General features: G+C 72.2%; 23 protein-coding genes, 1 tRNA gene and 1 riboswitch. Of the genes, 18 read left to right on the forward strand and 6 right to left on the reverse strand.

Translation table 11 applies throughout. The annotated features are described in order from the left end of the window. Positions 1-6: 6 nt before the first annotated feature. From ppc to ABD213_RS10770, 6 genes are all read left to right on the forward strand, one after another. The gene (ppc, locus tag ABD213_RS10745; protein ID WP_344328032.1) at positions 7-2850 is read left to right on the forward strand and encodes a phosphoenolpyruvate carboxylase; all 2844 of its coding nucleotides are present in this window, start codon (positions 7-9) and stop codon (positions 2848-2850) included. 96 nt (positions 2851-2946) lie between these two features. Then, entirely contained in the window at positions 2947-3498 is a 552-nt protein-coding gene (locus tag ABD213_RS10750) for a GNAT family N-acetyltransferase (protein WP_344328038.1), read from the forward strand. A 61-nt stretch (positions 3499-3559) separates the two neighbouring features. After that, positions 3560-3632 (forward strand) — tRNA-Arg (locus ABD213_RS10755). Positions 3633-3944: 312 nt separating this feature from the next. Beyond that, positions 3945-4610, forward strand: a complete 666-nt coding sequence (locus ABD213_RS10760) for a hypothetical protein (RefSeq protein ID WP_344328040.1) — start codon at positions 3945-3947, stop codon at positions 4608-4610. Positions 4611-4734: 124 nt separating this feature from the next. Continuing rightward, positions 4735-5463: a TSUP family transporter gene (locus ABD213_RS10765; RefSeq protein ID WP_344328044.1), complete on the forward strand. Its 729-nt coding sequence runs from the start codon at positions 4735-4737 to the stop codon at positions 5461-5463. A gap of 64 nt (positions 5464-5527) precedes the next feature. Then, positions 5528-6442 (forward strand): SDR family oxidoreductase, encoded by a 915-nt coding sequence (locus ABD213_RS10770; protein WP_344328046.1) that lies wholly within the window; start codon positions 5528-5530, stop codon positions 6440-6442. A gap of 32 nt (positions 6443-6474) precedes the next feature. Here the strand turns inward: ABD213_RS10770 and ABD213_RS10775 are convergent, their stop codons facing one another. Continuing rightward, positions 6475-7116, reverse strand: coding sequence for an ACT domain-containing protein (locus ABD213_RS10775; RefSeq protein ID WP_344328048.1), 642 nt, complete (start codon positions 7114-7116; stop codon positions 6475-6477). A 107-nt stretch (positions 7117-7223) separates the two neighbouring features. Here ABD213_RS10775 and ABD213_RS10780 point away from each other — a divergent pair, with 107 nt between their 5' ends. From ABD213_RS10780 to thiC, 6 genes are all read left to right on the forward strand, one after another. Next, the gene (locus tag ABD213_RS10780; RefSeq protein ID WP_344328052.1) at positions 7224-7547 is read left to right on the forward strand and encodes a DUF3817 domain-containing protein; all 324 of its coding nucleotides are present in this window, start codon (positions 7224-7226) and stop codon (positions 7545-7547) included. Beyond that, positions 7544-7993: a hypothetical protein gene (locus ABD213_RS10785; protein ID WP_344328055.1), complete on the forward strand. Its 450-nt coding sequence runs from the start codon at positions 7544-7546 to the stop codon at positions 7991-7993. The genes ABD213_RS10780 and ABD213_RS10785 overlap by 4 nt, the downstream gene beginning before the upstream one ends. A gap of 84 nt (positions 7994-8077) precedes the next feature. Further along, the gene (locus ABD213_RS10790; protein WP_344328057.1) at positions 8078-8731 is read left to right on the forward strand and encodes a hypothetical protein; all 654 of its coding nucleotides are present in this window, start codon (positions 8078-8080) and stop codon (positions 8729-8731) included. A 142-nt stretch (positions 8732-8873) separates the two neighbouring features. Continuing rightward, complete coding sequence (gene ku / locus ABD213_RS10795; RefSeq protein WP_344328061.1) at positions 8874-9746, forward strand: non-homologous end joining protein Ku; 873 nt, start codon at positions 8874-8876, stop codon at positions 9744-9746. 3 nt (positions 9747-9749) lie between these two features. Then, complete coding sequence (locus tag ABD213_RS10800) at positions 9750-12224, forward strand: ATP-dependent DNA ligase (protein ID WP_344328066.1); 2475 nt, start codon at positions 9750-9752, stop codon at positions 12222-12224. Between the two features lie 301 nt (positions 12225-12525). Next, positions 12526-12635: riboswitch (TPP riboswitch) on the forward strand. Between the two features lie 171 nt (positions 12636-12806). Then, positions 12807-14492 (forward strand): phosphomethylpyrimidine synthase ThiC, encoded by a 1686-nt coding sequence (gene thiC, locus ABD213_RS10805; protein WP_344328072.1) that lies wholly within the window; start codon positions 12807-12809, stop codon positions 14490-14492. 73 nt (positions 14493-14565) lie between these two features. Here thiC and ligD read toward each other — a convergent pair whose 3' ends face one another. From ligD to ABD213_RS10820, 3 genes are read right to left on the reverse strand one after another with little or no spacing between them, the layout of a single operon-like run. Continuing rightward, entirely contained in the window at positions 14566-15552 is a 987-nt protein-coding gene (ligD, locus tag ABD213_RS10810) for a non-homologous end-joining DNA ligase (protein ID WP_344328076.1), read from the reverse strand. 9 nt (positions 15553-15561) lie between these two features. After that, complete coding sequence (locus ABD213_RS10815) at positions 15562-15975, reverse strand: LapA family protein (RefSeq protein ID WP_344328081.1); 414 nt, start codon at positions 15973-15975, stop codon at positions 15562-15564. Positions 15976-16022: 47 nt separating this feature from the next. Then, the gene (locus ABD213_RS10820) at positions 16023-16430 is read right to left on the reverse strand and encodes a hypothetical protein (protein ID WP_344328086.1); all 408 of its coding nucleotides are present in this window, start codon (positions 16428-16430) and stop codon (positions 16023-16025) included. 261 nt (positions 16431-16691) lie between these two features. On the opposite strand from ABD213_RS10820, the gene zwf reads away from it, so the two are divergent. The 4 genes from zwf (at position 16692) to ABD213_RS10840 (ending at position 20915) form a co-directional block, all read left to right on the forward strand. Beyond that, complete coding sequence (gene zwf, locus ABD213_RS10825) at positions 16692-18119, forward strand: glucose-6-phosphate dehydrogenase (protein ID WP_344328091.1); 1428 nt, start codon at positions 16692-16694, stop codon at positions 18117-18119. After that, on the forward strand, positions 18112-19974 hold the full coding sequence (locus ABD213_RS10830; RefSeq protein ID WP_344328095.1) for a glycoside hydrolase family 15 protein: 1863 nt from the start codon (positions 18112-18114) through the stop codon (positions 19972-19974). Before zwf ends, ABD213_RS10830 begins: the two co-directional genes overlap by 8 nt. Before the next feature lie 18 nt (positions 19975-19992). After that, positions 19993-20298, forward strand: coding sequence for a 30S ribosomal protein S14 (rpsN, locus tag ABD213_RS10835; RefSeq protein WP_344328099.1), 306 nt, complete (start codon positions 19993-19995; stop codon positions 20296-20298). 128 nt (positions 20299-20426) lie between these two features. After that, positions 20427-20915 carry a pyridoxamine 5'-phosphate oxidase family protein gene (locus tag ABD213_RS10840; protein ID WP_344328102.1) on the forward strand — a complete coding sequence of 163 codons (489 nt, stop codon included), beginning with the start codon at positions 20427-20429 and terminating at the stop codon, positions 20913-20915. Positions 20916-20945: 30 nt separating this feature from the next. On the opposite strand, the gene ABD213_RS10845 is transcribed toward ABD213_RS10840, so the two are convergent. Both ABD213_RS10845 and ABD213_RS10850 read right to left on the reverse strand, forming a co-directional pair. Continuing rightward, a complete protein-coding gene (locus ABD213_RS10845) occupies positions 20946-21719 on the reverse strand; it encodes a TSUP family transporter (RefSeq protein ID WP_344328106.1) in 774 nt (257 codons plus the stop codon). Between the two features lie 52 nt (positions 21720-21771). Next, complete coding sequence (locus tag ABD213_RS10850; protein ID WP_344328111.1) at positions 21772-23883, reverse strand: MMPL family transporter; 2112 nt, start codon at positions 23881-23883, stop codon at positions 21772-21774. A 23-nt stretch (positions 23884-23906) separates the two neighbouring features. On the opposite strand from ABD213_RS10850, the gene ABD213_RS10855 reads away from it, so the two are divergent. Both ABD213_RS10855 and ABD213_RS10860 read left to right on the forward strand, forming a co-directional pair. Continuing rightward, positions 23907-24356 carry a MarR family winged helix-turn-helix transcriptional regulator gene (locus ABD213_RS10855; protein ID WP_344328114.1) on the forward strand — a complete coding sequence of 150 codons (450 nt, stop codon included), beginning with the start codon at positions 23907-23909 and terminating at the stop codon, positions 24354-24356. A gap of 99 nt (positions 24357-24455) precedes the next feature. Next, the gene (locus tag ABD213_RS10860) at positions 24456-24911 is read left to right on the forward strand and encodes an SRPBCC family protein (RefSeq protein ID WP_344328117.1); all 456 of its coding nucleotides are present in this window, start codon (positions 24456-24458) and stop codon (positions 24909-24911) included. Positions 24912-24942 lie beyond the last annotated feature (31 nt).

Below are 24942 nucleotides of genomic sequence, written 5' to 3' on the forward strand. Positions count from 1 at the left end.
GGACCCATGGCCTCGCGACAGCGCACCCCCGAGCAGATCCTCGCCTCCGACCGCCGCGACCGCGACGCGTCGCTGTTCGGCCAGGGCGTCGCCTCCGACGAGCAGCACACCGCCCTGCGCGGGTCCGTGCGGCTGCTGGGTCGACTGCTCGGCGAGGCGCTCGAGCGGCACGAGGGCGCCGCGCTGCTCGAGCTCGTCGAGACCGTGCGTCGTCTCGCCCGCCAGGACTCCGGCGGCGACGAGCTCACCACCGTGCTCGACGACGTCGACCCCGAGACGGCGGTCGTGCTGGCCCGTGCCTTCACCGCCTACTTCCAGCTGGCCAACATCGCCGAGCAGCTGCACCGCTGGCGCGAGCTCACGACCGGGGTCGACGGCCCGCTCGCCCAGACCATCGGCCGCGTCGCCGAGGCGCTCGAGGCCGGTGACCTCGACCCCGAGACGCTCACCTCGGTGCTGTCGCGCCTGGAGTACCGCCCGGTCTTCACCGCCCATCCCACCGAGTCCAGCCGGCGCAGCGTCATGCGGTTGCTGCGCAAGGTCGCCGAGACCCTCGCCGCCACCCTCGACGACGAGCGCGTCGCCGCGGCCCGCCGCAGCGACGACCGTCGCCTCGCCGAGCTCGTCGACCTGCTGTGGCAGACCGACGAGCTGCGCATCGTCAAGCCCGAGCCGCAGGACGAGGCCCGCACCGCTGTCTACTACCTGCGGTCCATCTCCTCCGAGGTCGTGCCCGAGCTGCTCGAGGAGCTCGACCAGCAGCTGCGCGGCATCGGCGTCGAGCTGCCCGCCACCGCCCGGCCCCTGCGCTTCGGCACGTGGGCCGGCGGCGACCGCGACGGCAACCCGAACGTCACGCCCGCTGTCACCGAGCAGATCCAGCACCTGCAGCACCTCGCCGGGCTCGACGAGCTCATCGGCGCCGTCGACGAGCTGCTCACCGAGATGACCGCCACCACCCGCGTCGTCACCGCCAGCGACGCCCTCCTGGCGAGCCTCGAGGCCGACGCCGAGGCGCTGCCCATCACGTGGAGCACCATCCGCCGCCTCAACGCCGAGGAGCCGTACCGGCTGAAGCTCAGCTTCGTGCGGGTGCGCCTGCAGCGCACCCGCGACCGGCTCGTCAACGGCACCGCCCACGAGCCAGGCCGCGACTACGCCGCCATGTCCGAGCTCGTCGACGACCTCGTGCTCGTGCGCGACTCGATGCTCGCCGCGGGAGACCACCTGACCGCCGACGGCGCCATCTTGCGCGTCATCCGCACCGCCGTGACGTTCGGTGCCGCGCTCGCCACGATGGACGTCCGTGAGCACAGCGCCAAGCACCACGACGCGCTCGCCGAGCTGTTCGGTCGCCTCGGGGAGCTCGAGACCCCCTACGAGGAGCTCGACCGTCCCGACCGCATCGCCCTGCTGCGCCAAGAGATGACGTCGCGGCGCCCCCTCACCGGTGCCGGCGTGGCCGCCGCAGCCGACGGTGACCTCGGCGACGCTGCCCGCGCCAGTCTCGCGCTGCTCACCACCATCCGCGACGCGCTCGACGCCTACGGACCCGACGTCATCGAGACCTACATCGTCTCCATGACGCACGACGTCGACGACCTCTTCGCCGTCGTCGTGCTGGCCCGCGAGGTCGGCCTCGTCGACCCCGGCACCGAGGAGTCGGGCGCGCGGGCGCGCATCGGGTTCGCTCCGCTGTTCGAGACCGTCGCCGAGCTGGAGGCCGCCGGGCCGCTGCTGGAGTCGCTGCTGTCGGACCCGTCGTACCGGCGTATCGTCGCAGCCCGCGGCGACGTGCAGGAGATCATGCTCGGCTACTCCGACTCCTCCAAGGACGCCGGCATCGCCGCCTCGCAGTGGCAGATCCACCGCGCCCAGCGCTCGTTGCGCGACATCGCCCGCGAGCACGGCGTGACCCTTCGGCTGTTCCACGGCCGCGGCGGGTCGGTCGGCCGCGGCGGCGGTCCGACGGCCGAGGCGATCAAGAGCCAGCCGCACGGCAGCCTCGACGGCCCGATCAAGATCACCGAGCAGGGCGAGGTCATCTCCGACAAGTACGCCCTCCCCGGGCTCGGCCGGCACAACCTGGAGAGCGCGCTCGCCGCCGTGCTCGAGGCGTCGGCCCTGCAGCGACGCTCCCAGCTGCCGCAGGACCTGCTCGACGGCTGGAACGCCACGATGGACCTCGTCGCCGCGAACGGCCAGGACACCTACCGGGCGCTGGTGCGTGACGACGCGCTCGTGCCGTTTTTCGTCTCCGCGACGCCGGTCGACGAGCTCGGCAAGATGAACATCGGCTCGCGCCCGGCCAAGCGTCCCGGCGGCGCCGGCGGCCTGGAGGACCTGCGTGCCATCCCGTGGGTCTTCGGCTGGACGCAGTCGCGCATCATCCTGCCCGGCTGGTTCGGCGTCGGCTCCGGTCTCGCGGCCGCGTTCGACGACGGCCGCGCCGACACGCTGCGCCAGATGTACGAGTCGTGGGCGTTCTTCCGCACCTTCCTCTCCAACGTCGAGATGACGCTCGCCAAGACCGACCTCGACATCGCCGCCACGTACGTCGACGCGCTCGTGCCCGAGGACGCCCGCTGGTTGTTCGAGCGGATCCGCGACGAGCACGCGCGAACGGTCGAGCAGGTGCTGCGGGTGACGGGGGAGAAGTCGCTGCTGGAGTCCGCGCCGGTGCTGCGCCGCACCCTGGAGCTGCGCGACTCCTACCTGACGCCGCTGCACGCCCTGCAGGTCTCCCTGCTGCGCCGCACCCGCGACACCGATGCCGACGACCCCGCCCTGCAGCGCGCCCTGCTGCTCACCATCAACGGCATCGCCGCCGGTCTGCGCAACACCGGCTGAGCGCAACGGGGCTCCGCCCCGATCGGTGCCTGCGCAACCGCATCGCGAGGAAGGGGGCGGATCGGTGGCGGGGCAACCTTCTGCGGCCTGTTCCGGTTGCTCAGGCACCGATCAGGAGCCCACCCGGCCGACTCAGCTCAGACGTCGAGCGCCCACCACTGCTGGTGCCTGTCGCACCGGCTGCCGGCACGCGAGATCGCCGAGCTCGGCGGCGGGAGCCGCGAGCAGGCCATGCGGCGCGTGTGCGAGCGCGAGCACCCGCCGGGCGTCGTCACGTACGCAGACGGCGTGCCGGTCGGCTGGTGCAGCATCGGCCCGCGACGAGAGATCCCCAGGCTCGTCGCCGGCAAGAAGATCCGCCCCCTCGACGACGTCGACGTCTGGAGCATCATCTGCGTCGTCGTGCGCGGCGGGCACCGGCGCCGCGGCGTCACCACCGCCATGCTCACCGGCGCCCTCGAGCACGCGCGCCGTCACGGTGCGCCGACCGTCGAGGCCCACCCCGTCGACCCCGACGGCCGCATGGACCTCATGATGGCCTTCGTCGGCTCCCGGGCGATGTTCGAGAAGGTCGACTTCGAGGTGGTCGGCCAGACCGACGCCGTCGCCTCGACGATGCCGCGCCTCGTCAAGCGCGCGGTGCTCTGATCACCCCGATTTCCCCGTCGCCAGGACTGCGGGTTAGACTCGTCCCTGCCCTTCGGGGCGTGCGCCCGTAGCTCAACGGATAGAGCATCTGACTACGGATCAGAAGGTTTGGGGTTCGAATCCCTACGGGCGCGCAGCACGAACGGCCCCCGCGACAACACGTCGCGGGGGCCGTTGCCGTTCGCCGCCCGCGCGGACCTCTCCGGAGGAGTGACGCCCGGGTCGATGCGCTCGCGCGGATGGGCGAGGACCTGCGACGAGGTGTCGACGACTCCGGTGCCACCGACCCGGTCGGCCCCGCACGCGCGTCCGACCGGGCCTGAGCCGCCGCCGGGGCCGACCGCACGGCGTCGACGGTGTTTGTCCAGGTCGGGGCCGGGTACGCCTGTGGTCGCCGACGGCCGGAGCGCCCGAGGCCGACCCCCCGATCGACCGAAGGAGTCATCATGACGAACCAGCCCGATCGCCCCAGCGACCACACCCCCGGCGACCACGCCGCCGCCGGCCACCCGCCGGCCGACCCGGCCCCCGCGGACAGAGCCCGCCGCGACCCAGCCCACGACGACCGCGCCGTCGCCGACCGCGACGCGGCGCGCGAGCGGTTCGGCGGTCAGAACATCGGCGCCGCGTTCTTCGGCTGGATCGTCGCGATGGGCGTGGCCATCCTCCTGGCCGGCATCATCGGGGCCGTCCTCACCGCGGTCGGCTCCGACATCGGCGTGACGCAGTCCGAGGCCGAGCGCGAGGCCGGCACGATCGCCGTGGCCACCGCCGTCGTCGCCCTGCTGGTCCTCGGGCTCGCCTACCTGGCCGGCGGGTACGTCGCCGGACGCATGTCGCGCTTCGACGGCGCACGTCAGGGCCTGGGCGTCTGGGGCATCGGTCTGCTCGTCACGATCGTCTCCGTCGGCCTCGGCGCGATCTTCGGTGCCACCTACGACGTGCTGGCCCGCGTGGACCTGCCCCGGCTGCCGCTCTCGGGCGAACAGCTGACCGGTGGCAGCATCGTCGCCGCGCTCGTCGTGCTGGCGGTCACGCTCCTCGGTGCGCTCGCCGGTGGCGTCCTCGGCCAGCGCTACCACCGCCGCGTGGACCGCGCCGTCCGCCGCTGACCGCCGCTCGTCAGGAACGGTCGATCGGTGCCCGAGCAACCTGGTGGTGGTCGAGAGGGTTGCTCAGGCACCGATCGGCGCTCCCGCCCCTCCGCCTCGACGACGCGCCTGAGACGCTGGGCCCGTGCTGGACATCGGGGTCGTCGCGTTCACTGTCATCGCCGTGGCGGTGCTGGCCGGCACGCTCGTCCAGTCGGTGATCGGCCTCGGCCTCGGGCTCACGGCAGCACCGATCATCACGCTGCTGGCGCCGGAGCTGATGCCGGGCACGATGCTCGTGCTCGCATCGGTCTTCCCGGTCATGACGCTCGCCCGCGAGCGCAGCGAGATCGACTGGCACGGTCTGGCGTGGTCCATGCCGGCGCGTGTCGTCGGCACGGTCGTGGGGGTCGTGCTGGTGGCGATGGTCGGGGCGCGTGGGCTCGGCATCGGCGTCTCGGTCATCGTCCTCGCGGCGGTCCTGCTCACCATCCGTACCGTGGTCATCCCGATCACCCGGGGGACGTTGAGCGGCGCGGGGTTCGTCGGCGGCATCACCGGCACGGCGAGCTCCATCGGTGGGCCGCCGTTCGCGCTGCTCTACCAGCACCGACCGCCGCTGCAGATCCGCACGACCATGGCGGTCTACTTCCTGATCGGGGCGCTGCTGAGCCTCGGCGGCCTGGCCCTGGCCGGCGAGCTGACCCGTGCCCAGATGGTCACCGCCGCCGCGCTCCTGCCGGTGCTGCTGGCGGGGGCACTGATCAGCGGCCCGCTCAAGCGCCACCTGCGACCCGAGACGGTGCGCCCGGCGGTGCTGGTCGTGTGCGCAGCCTCGGCCGTCGTGCTGCTGGTCCGCTCCCTGCTCGGCTGAGGGATGCCTCACGTGGGGCGAGGGACGCTGGCACCCGGCCACATACCGGCGGTACGTTGACCCGATGACGCGACGCTCACGCTCTCGACGCTTCGACGACCAGGTCCTGCTCATCACCGGAGCCGCCCGGGGAATCGGCGCGGGCGTCGCTCGCGGGTACGTCGCGCGCGGCGGCCGGGTGGCGCTGCTCGGCCTGGAGCCGGACCTGCTGCAGGCCTTGTCCGAGGAGCTGGGCGACGCCGCCCACTGGTGGACCGCCGACGTCCGCGACGCCGCCGAGCTGACCGCCGCCGTCGACGCCGCCGCGAGCCACTTCGGTCGCATCGACCACGTCCTCGCGAATGCCGGCATCGCCTCCTACGGCACGGTCCGCCAGATCGACGACCCCGCCTTCACGCGCGTCGTCGACATCAACGTCAACGGCGTCTACCGCACCCTGCACGCCGCGATCCCGCACCTGGAGGTGACGGGCGGCTATGCGCTCGTCGTCGCGTCGCTGGCCTCGTTCACCACGTTGGCCGGGCTCGCGTCCTACAACGCCAGCAAGGCCGGGGCGGAGTCGCTGGCCCTCGCCACCCGCCAGGAGGTCGCCCACCTCGGGATCGGGGTCGGGGTCTGCCACCCCTCCTGGATCGACACGGACATCGTCCGTGGCGCCGAGGCCGACCTGCCGACCTTCGCCACGATCCGCGGGATGCTGCCCTACCCGGCGAACAGCACCACGACCATCGACGACTGCGTCGAGGCGATCCTCGCCGGCATCGCCCGTCGCCGCCCCCGCGTCTACGTCCCCCGCGGCGTGGTGCTGGCCAACGTCATGAAGGCCGTGGTGAACGGACCGGTCGGCTGGCTTGTCATGCGCCGGCACCTGCGCCGCCACGTCCCCGAGCTCGAGCAGGAGGTGCAGGCGCTCGGCCGCTTCCAGCACGCGCACGTCCCGCTCACCGACGCCAAGCCGATGCCCGATCCCAAGGTCTGAGTCGCCCCCCCGGGGAAGAGGAGTCGGGCCGGTCAGGACTGGACCGACGCCGCCAGGTGGGTGAGGTGTCCGAGTCGCGCCAGCTCCGAGGCGAGGAACTCCGGCCCGCCATGGCGCGCCACCACGACGACGAACGCCTCGCCGTCGCCGCTCTTGGCCGGGGTGCCGGCCAGGACGGTCTGCTCCCAGCCCGGGACCGGATCGAGCGAGCAGGCCGTCTCGATCCCGAGCCACGACGCGGCGTCGTCGGGCAGGGCGGGTGCGGCGTCGGTGGCGTGGACCGCCACCGGCTCGCCCGCCTGCAGGCGCACGCTCATCGCCCAGTCGACGCGGAAGGTGTCGGGCAGGACCGTCACGAGACGCTCGAGCGCGCGCGCCGGCTCCGCCGCGAACGCCTCGACGGCCTCGAGGTCCAGACGCAGGTTCGCGCCGGCGTTGTACCGCGAGATCCAGTGCACCCGCACGCCCTCGACCTCGTGACAGGCGGTGATCAACGCGTCGGGCATGAGGTGCGGAGGAAGCTCCAGCAGGACGTCGTCGACCGCGACGCCGTCGGCTCGGTGCTCCACGATCTCGATCGCCTCGATGTCCGCGCCGGCCGAGCCGAGGGCCGTCGCCAACGTCCCGAGCGACCCCGGGACGTCCGGTAGTTCGACACGCAGCAGGAAGGCCATGGGGCCAGTCCACCACACCGGTGTTTCGCGCAGGTGTCCTCGGCCCGTGACGAACTCCTCCCGGGGACCGCGTCGCGACGGTTGAGCGGCGCGGCTACGGTGACGTCGTGAAGACCGCCTTCCGCACCGTCGCGCGCCTCGAGGCGCTCACGTGGGCCGCCCTGCTGGTGGCGATGTTCTTCAAGTGGGTGGTCCAGGACGACCCCCACGCCGGCATCGAGGGGGGCGTGCCCGTCGCCGGCCTGCTGCACGGCATCGCCTTCATGGTCTACGTCGCGGTCACGCTCGTGGCCTGGCGGGTCCTCCGCTGGTCGCCGAAGGTCGCCCTCGTCGCGCTCGCGTGCGCCGTCCCCCCGTTCCTGACGCTCGTCTTCGAGGTGCAGGCCGAGCGCCGTGGACTCCTCGACGAGTCCCGACTCGGCGCGGTGTGACGACGGTGGAGCCCACCACGTCGAGCCTGGCGCAGGCACGCCGGAGCCTCGCCCTCGTCGTCATCGCACTGATCAGCGTGGGGACGCTGCTCTCGACCCGCATCGACTCCTCCGTCCTGATGCACGTCGTCCTGTTCGGGTGCCCCCTCGCGGTCGGTCTGCTCGCCGCCGCCCGCCGCCCGAGCGAGGGGCCCAGCGGTCGCCTGGTCCTGGGCGTGGTCGCCGGCATCGCCTTCGGCCAGCTGCTCTCGCTGGTGCTCGGACCACGTGTCGTCGACGTCCCGACGTTCGACGCGCTGTCCTTCTTCTTCCTCACCTTCGGGGTGCCGGTGATCGTCGTGCTGTGCCTCGCGGCGATCGTCCTCGGCCCGGTGGAGGAGCACGACGACGAGCACGACGACGAGCACGTCGACGGGGACCCGACGCAGGACCCGACCCACGACTGACCCCACGTCCGCGCCAGGGTGCGACGTGGACCCACATGGGTAGGGTCGAAGGGACGAGACCGCCGCTACCCCCAGGGAGCCCCCATGCCGCTGAAGAAGAAGAACACCCGCGACCAGCTCGAGGACCGGCTCCAGGACCTGCTGTCCCAGGCCGAGGACCTCCGCCACTCCGTCGCCGACCGTGCCCCCGAGGTGCGCGACTCCCTGCTCTCGCGCCTCGAGAGCGGCCTGAACGAGGCCAAGGACCGCTGGCCCGACGTCCGCGACGACCTCCTCGAGCGCGTCCCCGAGCTGAGCCCGGAGTCCTACGACAAGCTGCCCTCCTCGGTGCAGGAGCGGCTGCCCGAGCAGGTCAAGCCCAAGCGTCGCCGCCTGCGCAAGCTGGTCGGGCTCGCGCTCGTCGGTGGCGCGGTGGCGGCGGTCGTCGCCGCCACGCGCGACAAGAACAGCGGCCCGCAGGCCCCGGGCGACTACTCCTCGTCCTTCGGCGGCGGTGGCGGGTCGATGCCGAGCGCCACGCAGGTCAAGAACGACGTCAAGAGTGCCGCGCAGGATGCCAAGCATGCCGCGCAGGAGACCGCGGGCGACCTCAAGGACAAGGCCAAGGACGCCGCCGACGAGGCGAGGACCAAGGTCGACGGCGACAAGCTCGAGGACGCCGCCAAGGATGCCAAGGACGCCACGCACAAGGCCGCCGACGGCGCCAAGGACGTGGCCAAGGACGCCGGCAAGAGCTGAGCCGTCCCCGACCGGGCCACCGGTCCCCCGCTCAGGACCCGACGCGATCCCCCGAACGCGTCGGGTCCGTGGCGTTCCAGGGGTGCCTCGGGCGCGGTGTCGTCGTGATGGCGAACCGCCCGCGCGTGCGCCAGGATGAGGCATGCGATCCATCTGGAAGGGTTCGATCAGCTTCGGGCTGGTCAACGTCCCGGTGCGGGTCTACAGCGCCACCAAGAGCCACGACGTCTCCCTGCACCAGGTCCACGCCGAGGACGGCGGGCGCATCCGCTACCAGCGGCGCTGCGAGGTCTGCGGCGAGGTGGTCGCCTACGAGGACATCACGAAGGCTTTCGACGACGGTGAGAACACCGTCGTGCTGACCGCCGAGGAGCTCGCGTCGCTGCCGGCCGAGCACAGCCGCGAGATCGAGGTGCTCGAGTTCGTACCGGCCAAGCAGATCGACCCCATCCGCCTCGACAAGGCCTACTACCTCGAGCCGGACGAGCAGTCGCTCAAGCCGTACACGCTGCTGCGCCGCGCGCTGGAGGACACCGACCGCAGTGCCGTGGTGCGCTTCGCGCTGCGCCAGAGGACCCGCCTGGCCGTTCTGCGGGTGCGGGACAAGACGCTGCTGCTGCAGACGATGCTGTGGGACGACGAGATCCGGGAGGCGGAGTTCGACGTGCTGGAGACGGTGCCCCGCATCAGTGCCAAGGAGCGTGACATGGCCTCCCAGCTGGTCAGCTCGTTGGCGGCGGACTTCGACCCGGCGGAGTTCAGCGACGACTACCAGGAACAGCTGCGCACCCTCGTCGAGGCCAAGCTCGAGCAGGGCGAGACCCTGGACACGTCGGCCACGTTCGGCGAGAGCGAGGACGGTGGCGACGCGGAGGTCGTCGACCTCATGGAGGCGTTGCAGCGCAGCGTCGAGCGGAGCAAGAAGCGACGGGCGGCGACCAAGGGCGGCAAGGGTGGTTCTGACGGGGGTGCCGGGCCGCGGGCGGCGAAGGGCACCGCCCGCAAGAAGGCCTGACCCGTGCCGCGCAGCACCGGCGAGACCGTCACCATCGACGGCCACCGCCTGCGGCTGACCAACCTCGACAAGGTGATGTATCCGGCGACGAGCACGACGAAGGCCGAGGTGATCTCCTACTACGTCGCCGTCGCGTCGGTCATGCTGCCGCACGTGCGCGACCGTGCCGCGACGCGCAAGCGGTGGGTCGATGGCGTGGGTGGCGAGGTCTTCTTCGAGAAGAACCTGCCGGACTCGGCGCCGTCGTGGTTGCGGCGGGTCTCGCTGCAGCACTCGAGCCGGCGCACGAGCTACGTCGTCGTCGACTCCGTCGCGACCCTCGCGTGGCTGGGCCAGGTGGCGGCCCTGGAGATCCACGTGCCCCAGTGGCGGGTCGGCTCGCGGGGCGAGCACCTCGATCCCGACCGCTTCGTCCTCGACCTCGACCCGGGTCCGGGTGCGGGCCTCGTCGAGTGCGTCGAGGTCGCCCACGTCGCACGGGACCTGCTCGACGACCTCGGACTGGACGCGGTCCCGGTGACCAGCGGCAGCAAGGGGCTGCACCTGTATGCCGGTCTGCGCGGTGGCTCTACCCGTCGCCGCCCAGGGCCCGGCACCCCTGCCGGGATGGACGCCGACTACGTCAACGCCTTCGCCAAGCAGTTCGCCCAGGCGCTGGAGGGCGAGCTGCCGGACCTCGTGGTCAGCACGCAGCGCACGTCCGAGCGCCGGGGCAAGGTGCTCGCCGACTGGAGCCAGAACAACCGCAACAAGACGACGATCGCCCCGTACTCGCTGCGCGGTCGCGACGAGCCGACGGTCGCCGTGCCGCGCACGTGGGCCGAGCTGGACGACCCCGACCTGCGCCAGCTGACGATGGCGGAGGTGCTGGAGCGGGTCGCGGACGGTGACGACCCCATGGCCGCTCTCGGCTCCGACGCCTCCGCGACCCCGGCCCCGGCGGTCGACCGGCTCACCCTCTACCGCTCCAAGCGCGATGCGGGCCGGACGCCCGAGCCGGTGCCGGACGCTGCCCCCGAGACGACCTCTGGTGAGCCTTCGTTCGTCATCCAGGAGCACCACGCGAGCCGGCTGCACTGGGACTTCCGGCTCGAGCACGACGGGGTGCTCGTCTCGTGGGCGCTGCCCAAGGGACCGCCGACGGACCCGTCGACGAACCACCTCGCCGTGCCGACGGAGGACCATCCGCTCGACTACGCGACGTTCGAGGGGACGATCCCGAAGGGTGAGTACGGCGCCGGGGAGGTCACGATCTGGGACAGCGGCACGTACGAGGCCGAGAAGTGGCGCGACGCGGAGGTCATCGCCACGCTGACCGGTCGAGACGGCGGCGGACTGAGCCGAGGAGGAGGCAGCCGTCGGGCCAAGTTCGCGCTCATCAGGACCGGGACCAACTGGCTCATCCACCGCATGGAGCTGCCGGGCGAGCCGTTGCCGTCCGAGCCGGTGCGCCCGCGACCGGCAGCGGAGCCTTCGCAGGAGCCTGCACGCACCGTCGTCACCGACGAGTCGCCCATGCTCGCGACGGCTGGTACCGCCCTGGACCTCGCCGACGAGTCGTCGTGGGCGTTCGAGATGAAGTGGGACGGCGTGCGGGTCATCGCCTACTGCGACGACGACGCCGTCGCCCTGCGCGGACGCAGCGGCCGCGACACCACGGCGACCTACCCGGAGGTCGTCGAGGCCTTGGCCGAGCTGGCGCTGGAGGACACGGTCCTGGACGGGGAGATCGTCACGCTGGACTCCTCGGGCGCGCCGTCCTTCGGGCGTCTGCAGCAGCGGATGGGCCTCACGGGCCCGCGGGAGGTCGCGGCGGCGCGCCGCTCCGCGCCGGTGCAGATGTACGCCTTCGACGTGCTGCGCATCGGTGGGCAGGGCACGAAGAACCTCACGTACGAGCAGCGACGCGAGGCACTGCGCTCCCTCGAGATCGATGACGGCGACCACGCCGCCGGGCAGGCGGTGGTGCGTGTCCCGGAGGCGTTCGACGGATCGCTGGAGGAGGCGATGGCGCACAGCCGCGACCTCGGGCTGGAGGGTGTCGTCGCCAAGCGACGCACGAGCCGCTACCGCAGCGGGACGCGCAGTGCCCAGTGGCTCAAGCTCAAGCACCAGCGGATGCAGGAGGTCGTGGTCGTCGGTTGGCGACCGGGCCGAGGTGGACGCTCCGGCGGCATCGGCTCGCTGCTCGTCGCCGTGCCCGACGGTGAGGACGGCCTCGTCTACGCCGGCCGGGTCGGCACCGGGTTCACCGACCGTGCCCTCGCCGACCTGCAGAAGACGCTGGCGCGGATCGAGCGCACCACCGCGCCGGTGGTGACACCTCGCGACGTCGCCCGGGAGGCGCACTGGGTGACGCCGAAGGTCGTCGGCGAGGTGGCGTTCGGCGAGTGGACCGACGACGGCCACCTGCGCCACCCCGTCTGGCGTGGCCTGCGCCCGGACAAGACGGTCGAGGACGTCGAGGGTCCGGACTGAGCATGCTTCGCCGGCCACCGCCTCTCGACCTCCCGAGGTTCCGTTCGAACAGCCCGTCCCGGACGCGCTGCCGTCCGAGACCGAGGAGTTCGTCGCGAACCGGGACCCTCACTCGCGAGATCGCCCAGTCCCGACGATGTGACCGTCTCCACCGACGGTGACGGACCCCTCGCCGAGCTGACGATCGGGACGAACCGCATCGGCCTGTCCCTGCCCGGGGGTCAGAGGCACGACCGTCTCGATGATGGCCGTCCAGCGGCCGACGTCCTTCCGAGAGAGCTGGCACGGCTGCTACGGTCGTCGCATTCCACACGGGAGCCCGAGGCATCGGGCTGAGATGGGGCTGGAGCCGCTCCGACCGTCGAACCTGATCCGGGTCATGCCGGCGAAGGAAGTGAGGAGCGACGTGCTACCCCGTGTTCACGGCATCACTGACTCACCGGTGGCGACCCTGATGACGACCGGAGCCGCGCACGTCCTCGAGCAGGCCGGCGTACCGACCCCCCAACGAGCACGGCACCGGCTGGGTCGCGGTCGCGGTCTCGTCGTCCACACGCTCGTCCCATCCACCCAGGAGGTCTGATGCACATCCACCCCAGCCACAGCACTGTCCACCGCACCGGATCGCGCGCCGACATCCGCGTCCCCTTCACCCGGGTCGCGCTCACCAACGGCGAGACGTTCGACCGGTACGCCACGGCCGGACCCGGCAGCGACCCCGAGGTCGGCCTGCCGTCCCTGCGCGCCGACTGGATCGCCGAGCGCGGCGACACCGAGGAGTACGCCGGCCGGGAGACCCAGCTGCTCGACAACGGCAAGGCCGCGATCCGCCGCGGCGAGGCGCGCGACCAGTGGCGCGGTACGCGGCCCCGACCGCGCCGTGGCACCGGCACGGTCACGCAGATGCACTACGCCCGGCAGGGCGTGGTGACCCCGGAGATGGAGTACGTCGCGATCCGCGAGAACTGCGACGTCGAGCTGGTCCGCGCAGAGGTCGCGGCCGGGCGCGCGATCATCCCCGCCAACCTCAACCACCCCGAGGCCGAGCCGATGATCATCGGAAGGCGGTTCCTGGTCAAGGTGAATGCGAACATCGGCAACAGCGCCGTCACCTCCAGCATCGCCGAGGAGGTCGACAAGCTCACCTGGGCGGTCACCTGGGGCGCCGACACCGTGATGGACCTGTCCACCGGCGACGACATCCACACGACCCGCGAGTGGATCATCCGCAACTCGCCGGTCCCGATCGGCACCGTGCCGATCTACCAGGCGCTGGAGAAGGTCGACGGTGACGCGAGCAAGCTCACCTGGGAGGTCTTCCGTGACACCGTCATCGAGCAGTGCGAGCAGGGCGTCGACTACATGACCATCCACGCCGGCGTGCTGCTGCGCTACGTGCCGCTCACCGCGCAGCGCATCACCGGGATCGTCTCCCGCGGCGGGTCGATCATGGCCGGTTGGTGCCTGGCCCACCACGAGGAGAACTTCCTCTACACCCACTTCGACGAGCTGTGCGAGATCTTCGCCAGGTACGACGTGTCCTTCTCACTCGGCGACGGGCTGCGCCCCGGCTGCACGGCTGACGCCAACGACGAGGCGCAGCTCTCCGAGCTGCGCACCCTCGCGGAGCTGACCCAGCGTGCCTGGGGGCACGACGTCCAGGTGATGGTCGAGGGGCCTGGCCACGTGCCGCTCAACCTCGTCGAGGAGAACGTGGCGCTGCAGCAGGACTGGTGTCACGGCGCGCCGTTCTACACCCTCGGCCCGCTTGCCACCGACGTCGCGCCGGGCTACGACCACATCACCTCCGCGATCGGCGCGGCGACGATTGCCATGCACGGCACCGCGATGCTCTGCTACGTCACTCCCAAGGAGCACCTCGGGCTGCCCAACCGCGACGACGTGAAGACCGGTGTCATCACCTACAAGCTCTCCGCGCACGCCGCCGACGTCGCCAAGGGCCACCCCGGCGCCCGCGACTGGGACGACGCCCTGTCCAAGGCCCGCTTCGAGTTCCGCTGGCGCGATCAGTTCGCCCTTGCCCTCGACCCGCACACCGCCGAGTCGTTCCACGACGAGACGCTCCCGGCCGAGGCCAGCAAGACCGCTCACTTCTGCTCGATGTGCGGCCCGAAGTTCTGCTCGATGCGGATCAGCCAGGACGTCCGCGACTATGTCGCGACGGGCATGGCCGAGAAGTCGGCGCAGTTCGTGGAGATGGGCGCATCGGTCTATGTCGAGGATGATGCCTCCACCGCGGCACCGTGACCTGACGACGACCGGTGCCTGGGGGGCAGCTCGGTCCAGTTGCGGTCGATCCGGGCGTCGTCGGGCTGCTCGCTCACGGGTCCGTGTCCGCCGGGTCCGGCGGCCCGTCCTGGCCGGCGGCCTCGTCGCGGTCGGCCCACTCCAGCAGCGGCGCGACGTCGAAGACGGCGTCGTCGATGCCGGCGTGCAGGTCGCCCAGCTGCTCGAGCCGCGCGGGCACCGTCGCGAGGGTGAGGTCGTGCGGGTCGACGTCGGGCACCTCGTCCCACCGGATCGGGGCCGAGGCCCTGCCGTCGGGGACGCCGCGCAGCGAGTAGGCCGCGGCCATCGTGTGGTCGCGGGCGTTCTGGTTGTAGTCCACGAACAGCTGGGCGGGGTCGCGGTCCTTGCGCCACCACGCGGTGGTGACGTCCTGCGGTGCCCGACGCTCCACCTCGCGGGCGAAGGCCAGGGCGGCACGTCGCACGTCGGTGAAGGAGTGCTCGGGCGGGATCCGCACGTAGACGTGCAGCCCGCGTCCGCCCGACGTCTTGGGGTACCCCGTCGCGCCGAGCTCGTCGAGCACCTCCTGCACCACGCCGGCGACGCGGCGGACCGTGGCGAGGTCGCACTCGGGGCCGGGGTCGAGGTCGATGCGCCACTCGTCGGGCCGCTCCACGTCCGCCCGACGGCTGTTCCACGGGTGGAACTCGACGGTCGACATCTGGACCGCCCAGATCACGTGCGCCACCTGGGTGACGCAGAGCTCGTCGGCGGAGCGGTCGAACCGCGGGAAGTGCACGCGCACGGTCTCGACCCAGACCGGTGCGCCGCTCGGCACGCGCTTGGTGTGCACCTTGTCGCCGTCGAGCCCCCGCGGGAAGCGGTGCAGCATGCACGGCCGCTCCCGCAGCGCACCCACGAGGGCCGGACCCACGGCGAGGTAGTACTCGACGACGTCGAGCTTGGTCCATCCCCGCTCGGGGAAGTAGACGCGGTCGGGGTTCGTCACCCGGACGACGCGCGGCGGTCCCGACCCCCACGCGGGGTCGTCGACCTCGACCTCCACGGCCGGCGCCACGGGCGGTCCCTACTCCGCGGCGCGGTTGCGCTTCTCGTTCTTGGCGAGGGAGCGGCGCAGCTGCAGGATCCGGACCGACCCGGGCACCGCGACGATGAGGATCCCCGTGACGGCGGCGAGCAGCATCGCCACCCCGATCGGGAACGCGCCCTCGAAGCCGAGGAAGCGGATCGTGGCGCTGTCGGAGTTCTGCAGGATGAACACGAGCACGAGGATCGTGAGCAGTGCCGCGACGACCAGCCCGAAGTACAGCGCGCCGCTGCGGCTGCCCTTGACGTGGCCGTCCGCGTCGAAGCCCGACGCGCGGCGTGGCGCGGTGGTGCGCTCCGGCGTCGCGTCGCCCCCGGTGGCGGCCGGTGGGACGTCGGCGGGGCGGGGGTCTTCGGGGCGGGGGTGTTCGGGGCGGGGACCGTCGGTGCTCACACGGTCATCATGCCGCGACGACGAGGTGCGCGCGAGCGCTCAGCCGATCACAACCAGGACTCGTAGACCGCGCAGTCGGCCTGGTGCCACTCGCGCAGGACGAGCTGGCCGCCGGCGTCGGTGACCGCCTCGTGGCGCCAGTCGGCGCAGTGCTCGCACGGTTGCGGCTCGTCGCCGAACTCGAAGTCGATGGGCTTCGACGCAGGCGTCCCGGTCGGCGTCGGCGTGCTGATGATGCTGTCGTGCAGACGCAGGGCGTTCGGGTCCGCCGCGCGCACCTGGCGCAGAACGTCGTCGATGATCTTGGGGTCGGCGTCCACCTCGACGGTGAGGACGGACTGGTCGTCGTCGGGCACGCTGGCCACGACGACCTTGGGGATGCGTTCGAGCACGGACGGCAGGCGGTCGGCGACCACGCTGGCGACGGAAAAGACGAGCAGCCATCGAGCTGACATGCCGGGCCTCCCTCCGGTTGTGGGGCCCTGGACTCCGTCCACGGTAACGGCCACGCGGCGTGTGAACAAGATTCGCGCAGATTCATTCACCTGCTGATCACCGCAGTCGGTGTCCGCACCGGGAGGTGACGGGGTGCGGGCGCTCGCGTCGCTGCCTACGTTGGAGGCAGCACCGGAACCCGGGCCCGACGCCCGCGAGCCGGTCCGAGCGGCCACCCCCCGTGCGTCGTCGCCTCCCCTGAACCCAGCACCAGGAGCGCCATGAGCCACGACCCCGAGACCCCTCCGCCGCACGTGTTCGTGCTGTTCGGGGCCACCGGCGACCTCGCCCGGCGCAAGCTGTTCCCGGGCCTGTACCACCTCGGCCTCACCGGTCGGCTGCCCGCGGACTACCGGGTCATCGGCTCGGGTCGGCACTCGCCCGGCTCGGACGAGGAGTTCGCGCAGACCATCCGCGAGGGGCTCGAGGAGTTCGTCGACGACCTCGACGACGCGGCGGCGACGGACCTGCTGGACCGGCTCAGCTTCGTCGTCTCGGACGCCGACGACGGCGAGGACCTCGCCGAGGCCGTTCGTCGCGCCGAGGAGGAGCTCGGCGACGACGCACGCCGCCTGCTCTACCTGTCGGTGCCGCCGGGCGCCATGGAGCCGATGATCGGGATGCTCGGTCGCACCGGCATGGCCGAGGACGCCCGCATCGTCGTGGAGAAGCCGTTCGGCAGCGACCTGGAGTCCTCCCGGTCCCTCGACGCGGCCCTGAAGGACGTCACCGACGAGGAGCACGTCTTCCGCATCGACCACTTCCTCGGCAAGGAGGCGGTGCAGAACATCATCGCCCTGCGGTTCGCGAACCGGCTGATCGAGCCGGCCTGGAACCGCGAGCACGTCGTGCAGGTGCAGATCGACGTCCCCGAGGAGCTCGACGTCGCCGGGCGGGGCAGCTTCTACGAGTCCACCGGCTGCCTGCGCGACATGGTCTCGACCCACCTGAGCCAGGTGCTCGGCTTCGTGGCGATGGAGCCGCCGGTGCGCCTCGACGCCACCAGCCTGCGCAACGAGAAGGCCAAGGTCTTCACCGCCATGCGCCCGCTCGACCCCGAGCGGGTGGTCTTCGGCCAGTACGAGGGGTACACCGACGACGAGGACGTCGCCGACGACTCCGACGTCGAGACCTTCGTCGCCGCGGAGGTCTTCGTCGACACCGAGCGGTGGCAGGGCGTGCCGTTCCTGCTGCGGACCGGCAAGGCGATGGGCGACACCCGGCGCAGCGTCACCTTGACCTTCCGGACCCCGCCCGCCGGCCGGTTCGGCGAGGAGTCCCTCGCCCCCGACCAGCTCACCCTCGACCTGACCGACACTCCGCGCATGCAGATCGACCTGCAGGCCAAGCGACCCGGCCCGACGATGGACCTCACCACGGCCTGCGTCGACCTCCACCTGCCCGAGGAGGGTGCGGACGGGGAGGGGCTCGAGGCCTACGAGCGCCTGCTGCTCGACGTGATGCGCGGCGACCAGACGCTGTTCACCCGCGGCGACGAGGTCGACCGGCTCTGGCAGGTGGTCCAGCCGATCCTCGAGGACCGGCCGACGGTGCGGTCCTACGAGCGCGGCTCGTGGGGGCCGCAGGAGGCCGTCGACCTCGCGGGCGACGTCGGCTGGCGGCTGCCGGACGGTCGTACGCATGGCTGAGGACGCCGTGCGGACCGAGGAGCGGCAGGGCACGGACGAGGAGTTCGTGCCCATCGCCCACCACGGCATGATCGGCGACCTGCGCACCGCGGCGCTCGTGGCCACCGACGGCACGATCGACTGGTACTGCCCCGGCCGGTTCGACGAGCCCAGCGTCTTCGCGGCGGTCCTCGATCCGGACGTCGGTGGAGCGTGGCGGATCGAGGTCGAGGGACTGGTGCGGACGCAGCAGTTCTACCTTCCTGAGACCGCGGTGCTCGCCACCCGCTTCCTCACCGCGACCGGCGTCGTCGAGGTCCACGACGTCATGCCGGTCCTGCGGCCGGCCGATCCCGACCATCGCTCGCGACTGGTGCGCCGCATCGGCGTCGTGCGCGGCACGGCGACGGTGCGCACGCGCATCGCCGTGCGTCCGGACTACGGGCGCGGACGGGCCGAGGTCGAGCTCGGCGACGACGGCGCACTGCTCACCGCCGAGGGACTGCGGCTCGGTCTGTCCGCCACGGTCGACCTCGAGGTCGAGGAGTCCGGCGAGCACGGTCCGGAGCTGACGTCGACGTTCACCCTGGAGTCCGGCCAGGACGAGACGTTCGTGCTGGAGACCCTTCCCGCCGACGGCTCTGTCTCCCCGTGCGACGCCGACACCCAGACCCTCGTCGAGGACACGTCGCGGTTCTGGCACGACTGGCTGGCGCAGTCCACCTACCGGGGCCGCTGGCGCGAGAGCGTCAACCGCTCGGCGATCACGCTCAAGATGCTCACCCACGAGCCGAGCGGTGCGGTCGTCGCGGCACCGACGACGAGCCTGCCCGAGGAGGTGGGCGGCGAGCGCAACTGGGACTACCGGTACGTGTGGATCCGCGACGCCGCCTTCACCCTCTACGCCCTGCTGCGTCTCGGGTTCACCGAGGAGGCCAACTCCTTCGTGCGCTGGCTCTCCGAGCGCCTGGGCGAGGACCACGACGGGGGCCGGCTCGGTCCCCTGCGCGTCCTCTACGACATCGACGGCACGCTGCCGACCGAGGAGGTCGAGCTCGACCACCTGCGCGGACACCTGGACTCGCGTCCGGTCCGGGCGGGCAACGCGGCCGTCGACCAGCTGCAGCTGGACATCTACGGCGAGCTGATCGACTCCGTCTACCTGTTCAACAAGTACGGCGAGGGCATCAGTCACGACGCGTGGAGCGACCTGTGCCGTGTCCTCGACTGGGTCCTGGAGCACTGGGACGACGAGGACGCCGGCATGTGGGAGATCCGCAGCGGCACCCGGGCGCACACGACGTCGCGGCTCATGGTGTGGGTGGCGATCGAGCGGATGATCCGCATGGCTCGCCAGCGCGGGCTGCCCGGCGACGTCGGAGCGTGGTCCCGCGTGCGCGACGCCGTCTACGAGCGGATCCACGAACGCTCCTGGAACGAGGAGATCGGCGCCTTCACCCAGTCCGAGGGCGGGTCGGCGCTCGACGCGGGGGTGCTGCTGATGCCGATGGTCAAGTTCTGCTCGCCGGTGGACCCGCGGTTCCTGTCGACCCTCGAGGCCGTCGAGGAGCGTCTCGTGGCCGACAGCCTGGTCTTCCGCTACGACCTGGAGAGCGCGGACGCCGACGACGGGCTCGACGGTGAGGAGGGCACGTTCTCGCTGTGCTCGTTCTGGTACGTCGAGGCGCTCACGCGCGTCGGTCGACTGCACGACGCACAGGTGGCGCTGGAGAAGATGTTCACCTATGCCAACCACGTCGGGTTGTACGCCGAGGAGGTCGGGCTGACCGGGGAGCAGCTCGGCAACTTCCCCCAGGCGTTCACGCACCTGGCGCTCATCAGCGCCGCGATCAACCTCGACCTCCGCCTGGGGTGACCGCAGGCCGGAGCAGCCATGGCCAAGCGCAGCAAGATCGTCGCCAACGAGCGACGCAAGGAGATCGTGGCCCGCTACGCCGAGCAGCGCGATGCCCTGAGGGCGGCGTCCAAGGACGTGTCCCTCCCGCTCGAGGAGCCGATGGCGGCCTCGCGCGCCCTCGCGAGGCTCCCGCGTGACTCCTCGCCCAGCCGGGTGCGGCGCCGTGACCAGGTCGACGGCCGCCCGCGCGGGCACGTCGGCAAGGCGGGGCTGTCCCGCATCCGGTTCCGCGACGCCGCCCACCGCGGCGAGCTCCCGGGCATCACCACGTCCAGCTGGTGAGAACCCCGGCCCGGCCCCCGCTCTCGACGTGCAGGCTCCGGGACCGGCCCGTTGACTGGTCGGCGCGGGCCGATCGGTCCGCGCCGACCGACACGAGCCCTGCACGACAGGGTCGGAGGGAGTTCCTGATGACCGACGACACCGCCACCGACGACACCCTGAAGTTCACCGCGCTGATGGACGACCTGCACGTCGCCATGTTCACCACGCGCCAGGGTGACGGCACGCTGCGCAGCGTGCCCATGGCGCGCCAGCAGGTCGACGCCGGGTCCACGCTGTGGTTCATCACCGCGCGCGACACCGAGCACGTCCGCGACGTCCGCACCGACCCGAAGGTCGCGCTGACCTTCCACGGGTCCGGCACGTGGGTCGCGCTCACCGGCACGGCCGAGGTCGTCGACGACCTCGACAAGCTCAAGGAGCTGTGGTCCACGTTCGCCGAGGCGTGGCTGCCCGAGGGGCCGGAGGGCGAGAACTCCTCGCTCATCCGCGTCGACGTCGCGTCCGTCGAGTACTGGGACTCACCGGGTGGCCGGACGGCGTCGGTGCTGAGCCTCGTCAAGTCGAAGCTGACCGGCGAGACCTACGACACCGACCACGACGTCATCAAGCCCTGACGTCGAGGCCCCTCGCCGTCGGGTGCGGCCTCACGTGAGGAGGCCGTACCCGATGCGCAGGGCGAGGGCGGCGACGACGACGAGGAACACGACCCGGATGAACCGGCTGCCACGCGCCACCGCCGTGCGGGCGCCGACGTAGCCGCCGAGCACGTTGAACGTCGCCAGCACGAGGCCGACCGTCCACAGGACAGCACCCTGCGGGACGAACACGACCAGTGCCGCGAGGTTGGTCATCAGGTTGGCCACCTTGGCGCGTGCGCTGCCGTCGAGGAAGCCGTAGCCGAGCAGGCCCACGAGGGCCACGACGAAGAACGAGCCCGTGCCCGGGCCGAGTGCACCGTCGTACACGCCGACGACGAACCCGATGGCGGCGGCCGTCGCGACGTGCCTGCCCCCCGAGAGCCGCAGCGACGTGATGCTGCCGAGGTCCGGGCGGGCCACGGTGTAGGCGCCGACGAGGACCAGCACGACCAGGATGATCGGGTCGAACGCCGAGCGGGGGATCGCCGAGGCGATGAAGGCGCCGACGACCGAGCCCGCGAACGCCGACGCCGCGAGCGGCAGCACCGTGCGTCGGTCGAGCCGGATGCGGCGGGCGTAGGTGATGCTCGACGTCGTGGTCCCCGCGATCGAGCCGACCTTGTTCGTCGCGAGCAGCTGCACGGGGGCGGCCTGCGGGAAGGCGATCAGCAGGGCGGGCAGCTGGATGAGACCTCCGCCACCGACGACCGCGTCGGTCCAGCCCGCGGCGAACGCGGCGAGGGCGAGCGCTGCGAGGACGCCGACGGTCACGTCGTCCACGGCTGACCCCCGATCATGAGGGGCAGCCTACGACCGGCCGGCGCGACCGCACTCAGGCGGTGACGTCGGCGTGCCGGCCCGAGGCGGCGAGCCGCGACGGCCACCAGAACCGGTCCCCCAGCAGGGCGACCAGGGCGGGGACGAGGATGCTGCGCACGACGGTCGTGTCCAGCAGCACGCCGAACCCGACGATCACGCCCACCTGGGTCAGGACGAGCAGTGGCAGCACCCCCAGCACCGCGAAGACCGCCGCGAGCAGGATGCCGGCGCTCGTGATGACCCCGCCCGTCACCGCCAGGGCGTGGACGATCCCGGCGCGGGTGTCGCCGTGCTCGAGCACGTGCTCGCGGGCGCGGGTGGTCAAGAAGATGTTGTAGTCCACCCCGAGCGCGACGAGGAAGATGAACGTCAGCAGCGGGACGCTGAGGTCGGCGGCGGGGAAGTCCAGCCAGGTGCGGAACACCAGCCAGCCGACGCCGAGGGCGGACAGGTAGGACAGGACGGTCGTGCCCGCCAGCACGATCGCTGCCACGACGGAGCGCAGCAGGACGAGCAGCACGGCCAGGACGATCGCGAGCACCACGGGGATGAGCACCAGGCGGTCCCGCTCGGCCGTGGCGCGCGAGTCGAGGTCCTGCGCCACCTCGCCACCCACCAGTGCGCCGGTGTCGATCGCGTCGAGGTCGGCGCGCAGCTGCTCGACGACGTCGAGGCTCTCCGCGCTGCCCGTCTCCGCGTCCAGGACCACCTGGACCTCGCTGACGCCGTTCTCCTCGTCGACGCCGGCGACCTCGGCGGTGCCGAGGTCCTCGTCCTCGACGAGGGAGACGACGGCGTCGGCGGAGGCGGAGTCCACGGCGACCCGGGTGGGGGAGGAGAAGCCGGCCGGGAAGGACTCGGCGAGGCGCTCCTGCGCGAGAACCGACTCCGGGGCGTCGCGGAACTGCTCGGTCTGCGACAGGCCGGTCTGCAGCCCGGTGGCGGCCAGGGCCATCGCCGCCAGGACCCCGGCGCTCACGACGGCGACGATCGCCGGTCGGGCCACGACCCGGCGCCCGAGCCGGGCCCAGGCGCCGTTGCGGCTGGGGTCGTCCTGGCCCGGTCGCGGGACGAACGGCCAGAACAGCCACCGGCCTGGCAGCACCATCGCCGAGGGGAGGACGAGCAGCGCGAAGGCGACCGCGACGGCCAGCCCGATCGCGCCCACGTAGCCGATGCCCTGCACGAACGGAGCGTCCGCCAGACCGAGGGCCGCGAGGGCGGCGATGACGGTGCCGGAGGAGGCGAGGATGGCCGGACCTGCCGAGCCCACGGCGCGGCGCATCGCGTCGTGGCGGCTGTCGTGGCGGCGCAGCTCCTCGCGGAAGCGGGCGATGAGCAGCAGGGCGTAATTGGTCCCGGCGCCGAAGACCAGCACCGACGTGATGCCGGTGATCGCGCCGTCGACGCCGATCCCGGTGACCGACGAGAACAGGTTCGCCGCGGCGAGCGCGGTCCGGTCGGCCACGCCGATGACGGTGAGCGGGACGAGCCACAGCCACGGGCTGCGGTAGGTGATGAGCAGCAGCACGGCGACGACGGAGGCGGTGACGATCAGCAGCCTGGTGTCCGCGCCGTCGAACACCGCTCCCAGGTCGGCCTGGAAGGCCGGGGGCCCGGTCACGTCCGCGCGCAGTCCCTCCGGCAGGTCGTCAGCGGCTGCGGCGCGTACGGCGTCGACGAGCTCGGCGTTCTCGGCGTCGGTCGTGTCGGTGGGCAGGGGCACCACGAGCAGGGCGGCCGATCCGTCCTCGGCGGGGATCGGGCCGGCGACGTCGCCGGTCGCGACGTCGCCCAGCGCTGCAGCACGGTCCGCGGCGGCCTCGAGGTCGGCGGGCTCCAGCGGCCCGCCGTCGCGGCTGAGCACGACGATCGCCGGAGCGTCCTGCGCGGCGGCGATGCCCGCCAGCGCGTCGTCGGCGCGCGCGGACTCGGCGCTCGCCGGGAGGTTCGACGCGGTGTCGTCGCTCGTCGCCGGCTCCGGCGCCAGAGTCAAGGACAGTCCGGCCACGACGACGGCCAGCAGCACGGCCAGCCAGGACCGGCGGGGGCCGACGAGTGCGACGGCCGGCCGCAGGAGAGCCGGAGCCCGATACCGATTGGTTCCATCGTCGAACGATTCCATGATCGAAATGTATACTCGTCATCGTGACGCGGCAACACGACCCCCTGATCCACCTGCTGCGCGAGCTCACTACCCGCACGGACCAGTGGGTGGAGTCGCGGGGCCGCCGCGAGGGAGTGCATCGCACCCACCTGCACGCGCTCGCCCACCTCATGGACGCCGAGGAGCAGGGCCACGCCATGAGCCCGGGCGAGCTCGCCACGGCCGTCGGCCTCAGCGCGCCGGCCACGACGGCCCTGCTCGACCGGCTCGTCGCGGCCGGCCACGTCGAGCGCTCCACGCACCCGGTCGACCGCCGTCGCACCGTGCTCACCGTCACCGATGCGGCGCGTGCCACGGGTTTCGCGATCTTCGGGCCGCTCGCGCTGCGGATGGCGCCCATCATGGGGCGGCTCGACGAGCACGAGCGCGAGACCATCACCCGCTTCCTGTCCGAGATCGTCGCCGTGATGGACCCCGACGCCGACGACTGACGCTGCACGACCCCTGGCCGCACCCGCTGGCCGGACCCCCTGGCCGGACCCCCTGCGAAGACTCCCTGCGAAGACGGGGGATCTCCGTAGAATCGAGGCATGTTCGCTCAGGGCTGCTCCATCGTGGCCCCGGTGCCACGACCGTGGGCCTGGGCCGCGCTGCTCGACGCCCGCAGCCTCGCGGCGTGGAACGCGGTCGACGGCTGCGACGTCCGCGACCTCACCACGCTGAGTGCCGGGGACGAGGTCAGCAGCATGGTGCGCATGCTCGGGCGGCCGATCGGTGCCACGCTGTGCATCACCGAGCTCGAGCACGAGCGCGTGTTCGGCCTGCGCACCGAGTCCCTCGCGGCCTCGATCTTCGAGACCCTCACCCTGTCGCCGGAGTCGGCCACCGAGACCCGCATCGACTACGCGGTCGACGTCCTGACACCCGTGCCCGGACCCGCCGTCGAGCGTGCGGTCTCCGAGCACGCGCAGGCCACCTGCCGCGGGCTCGGGGAGTTCCTGCAGCCGGGACGCGTCGGCGATCCCGGCTCGCTCAGCTGGCGCTGACCGGTCCGGCCGGCCGGACCGGACGCGCCGA

Source organism: Aeromicrobium halocynthiae (genome assembly GCF_039531385.1).
GTDB lineage: Bacteria > Actinomycetota > Actinomycetes > Propionibacteriales > Nocardioidaceae > Aeromicrobium > Aeromicrobium halocynthiae.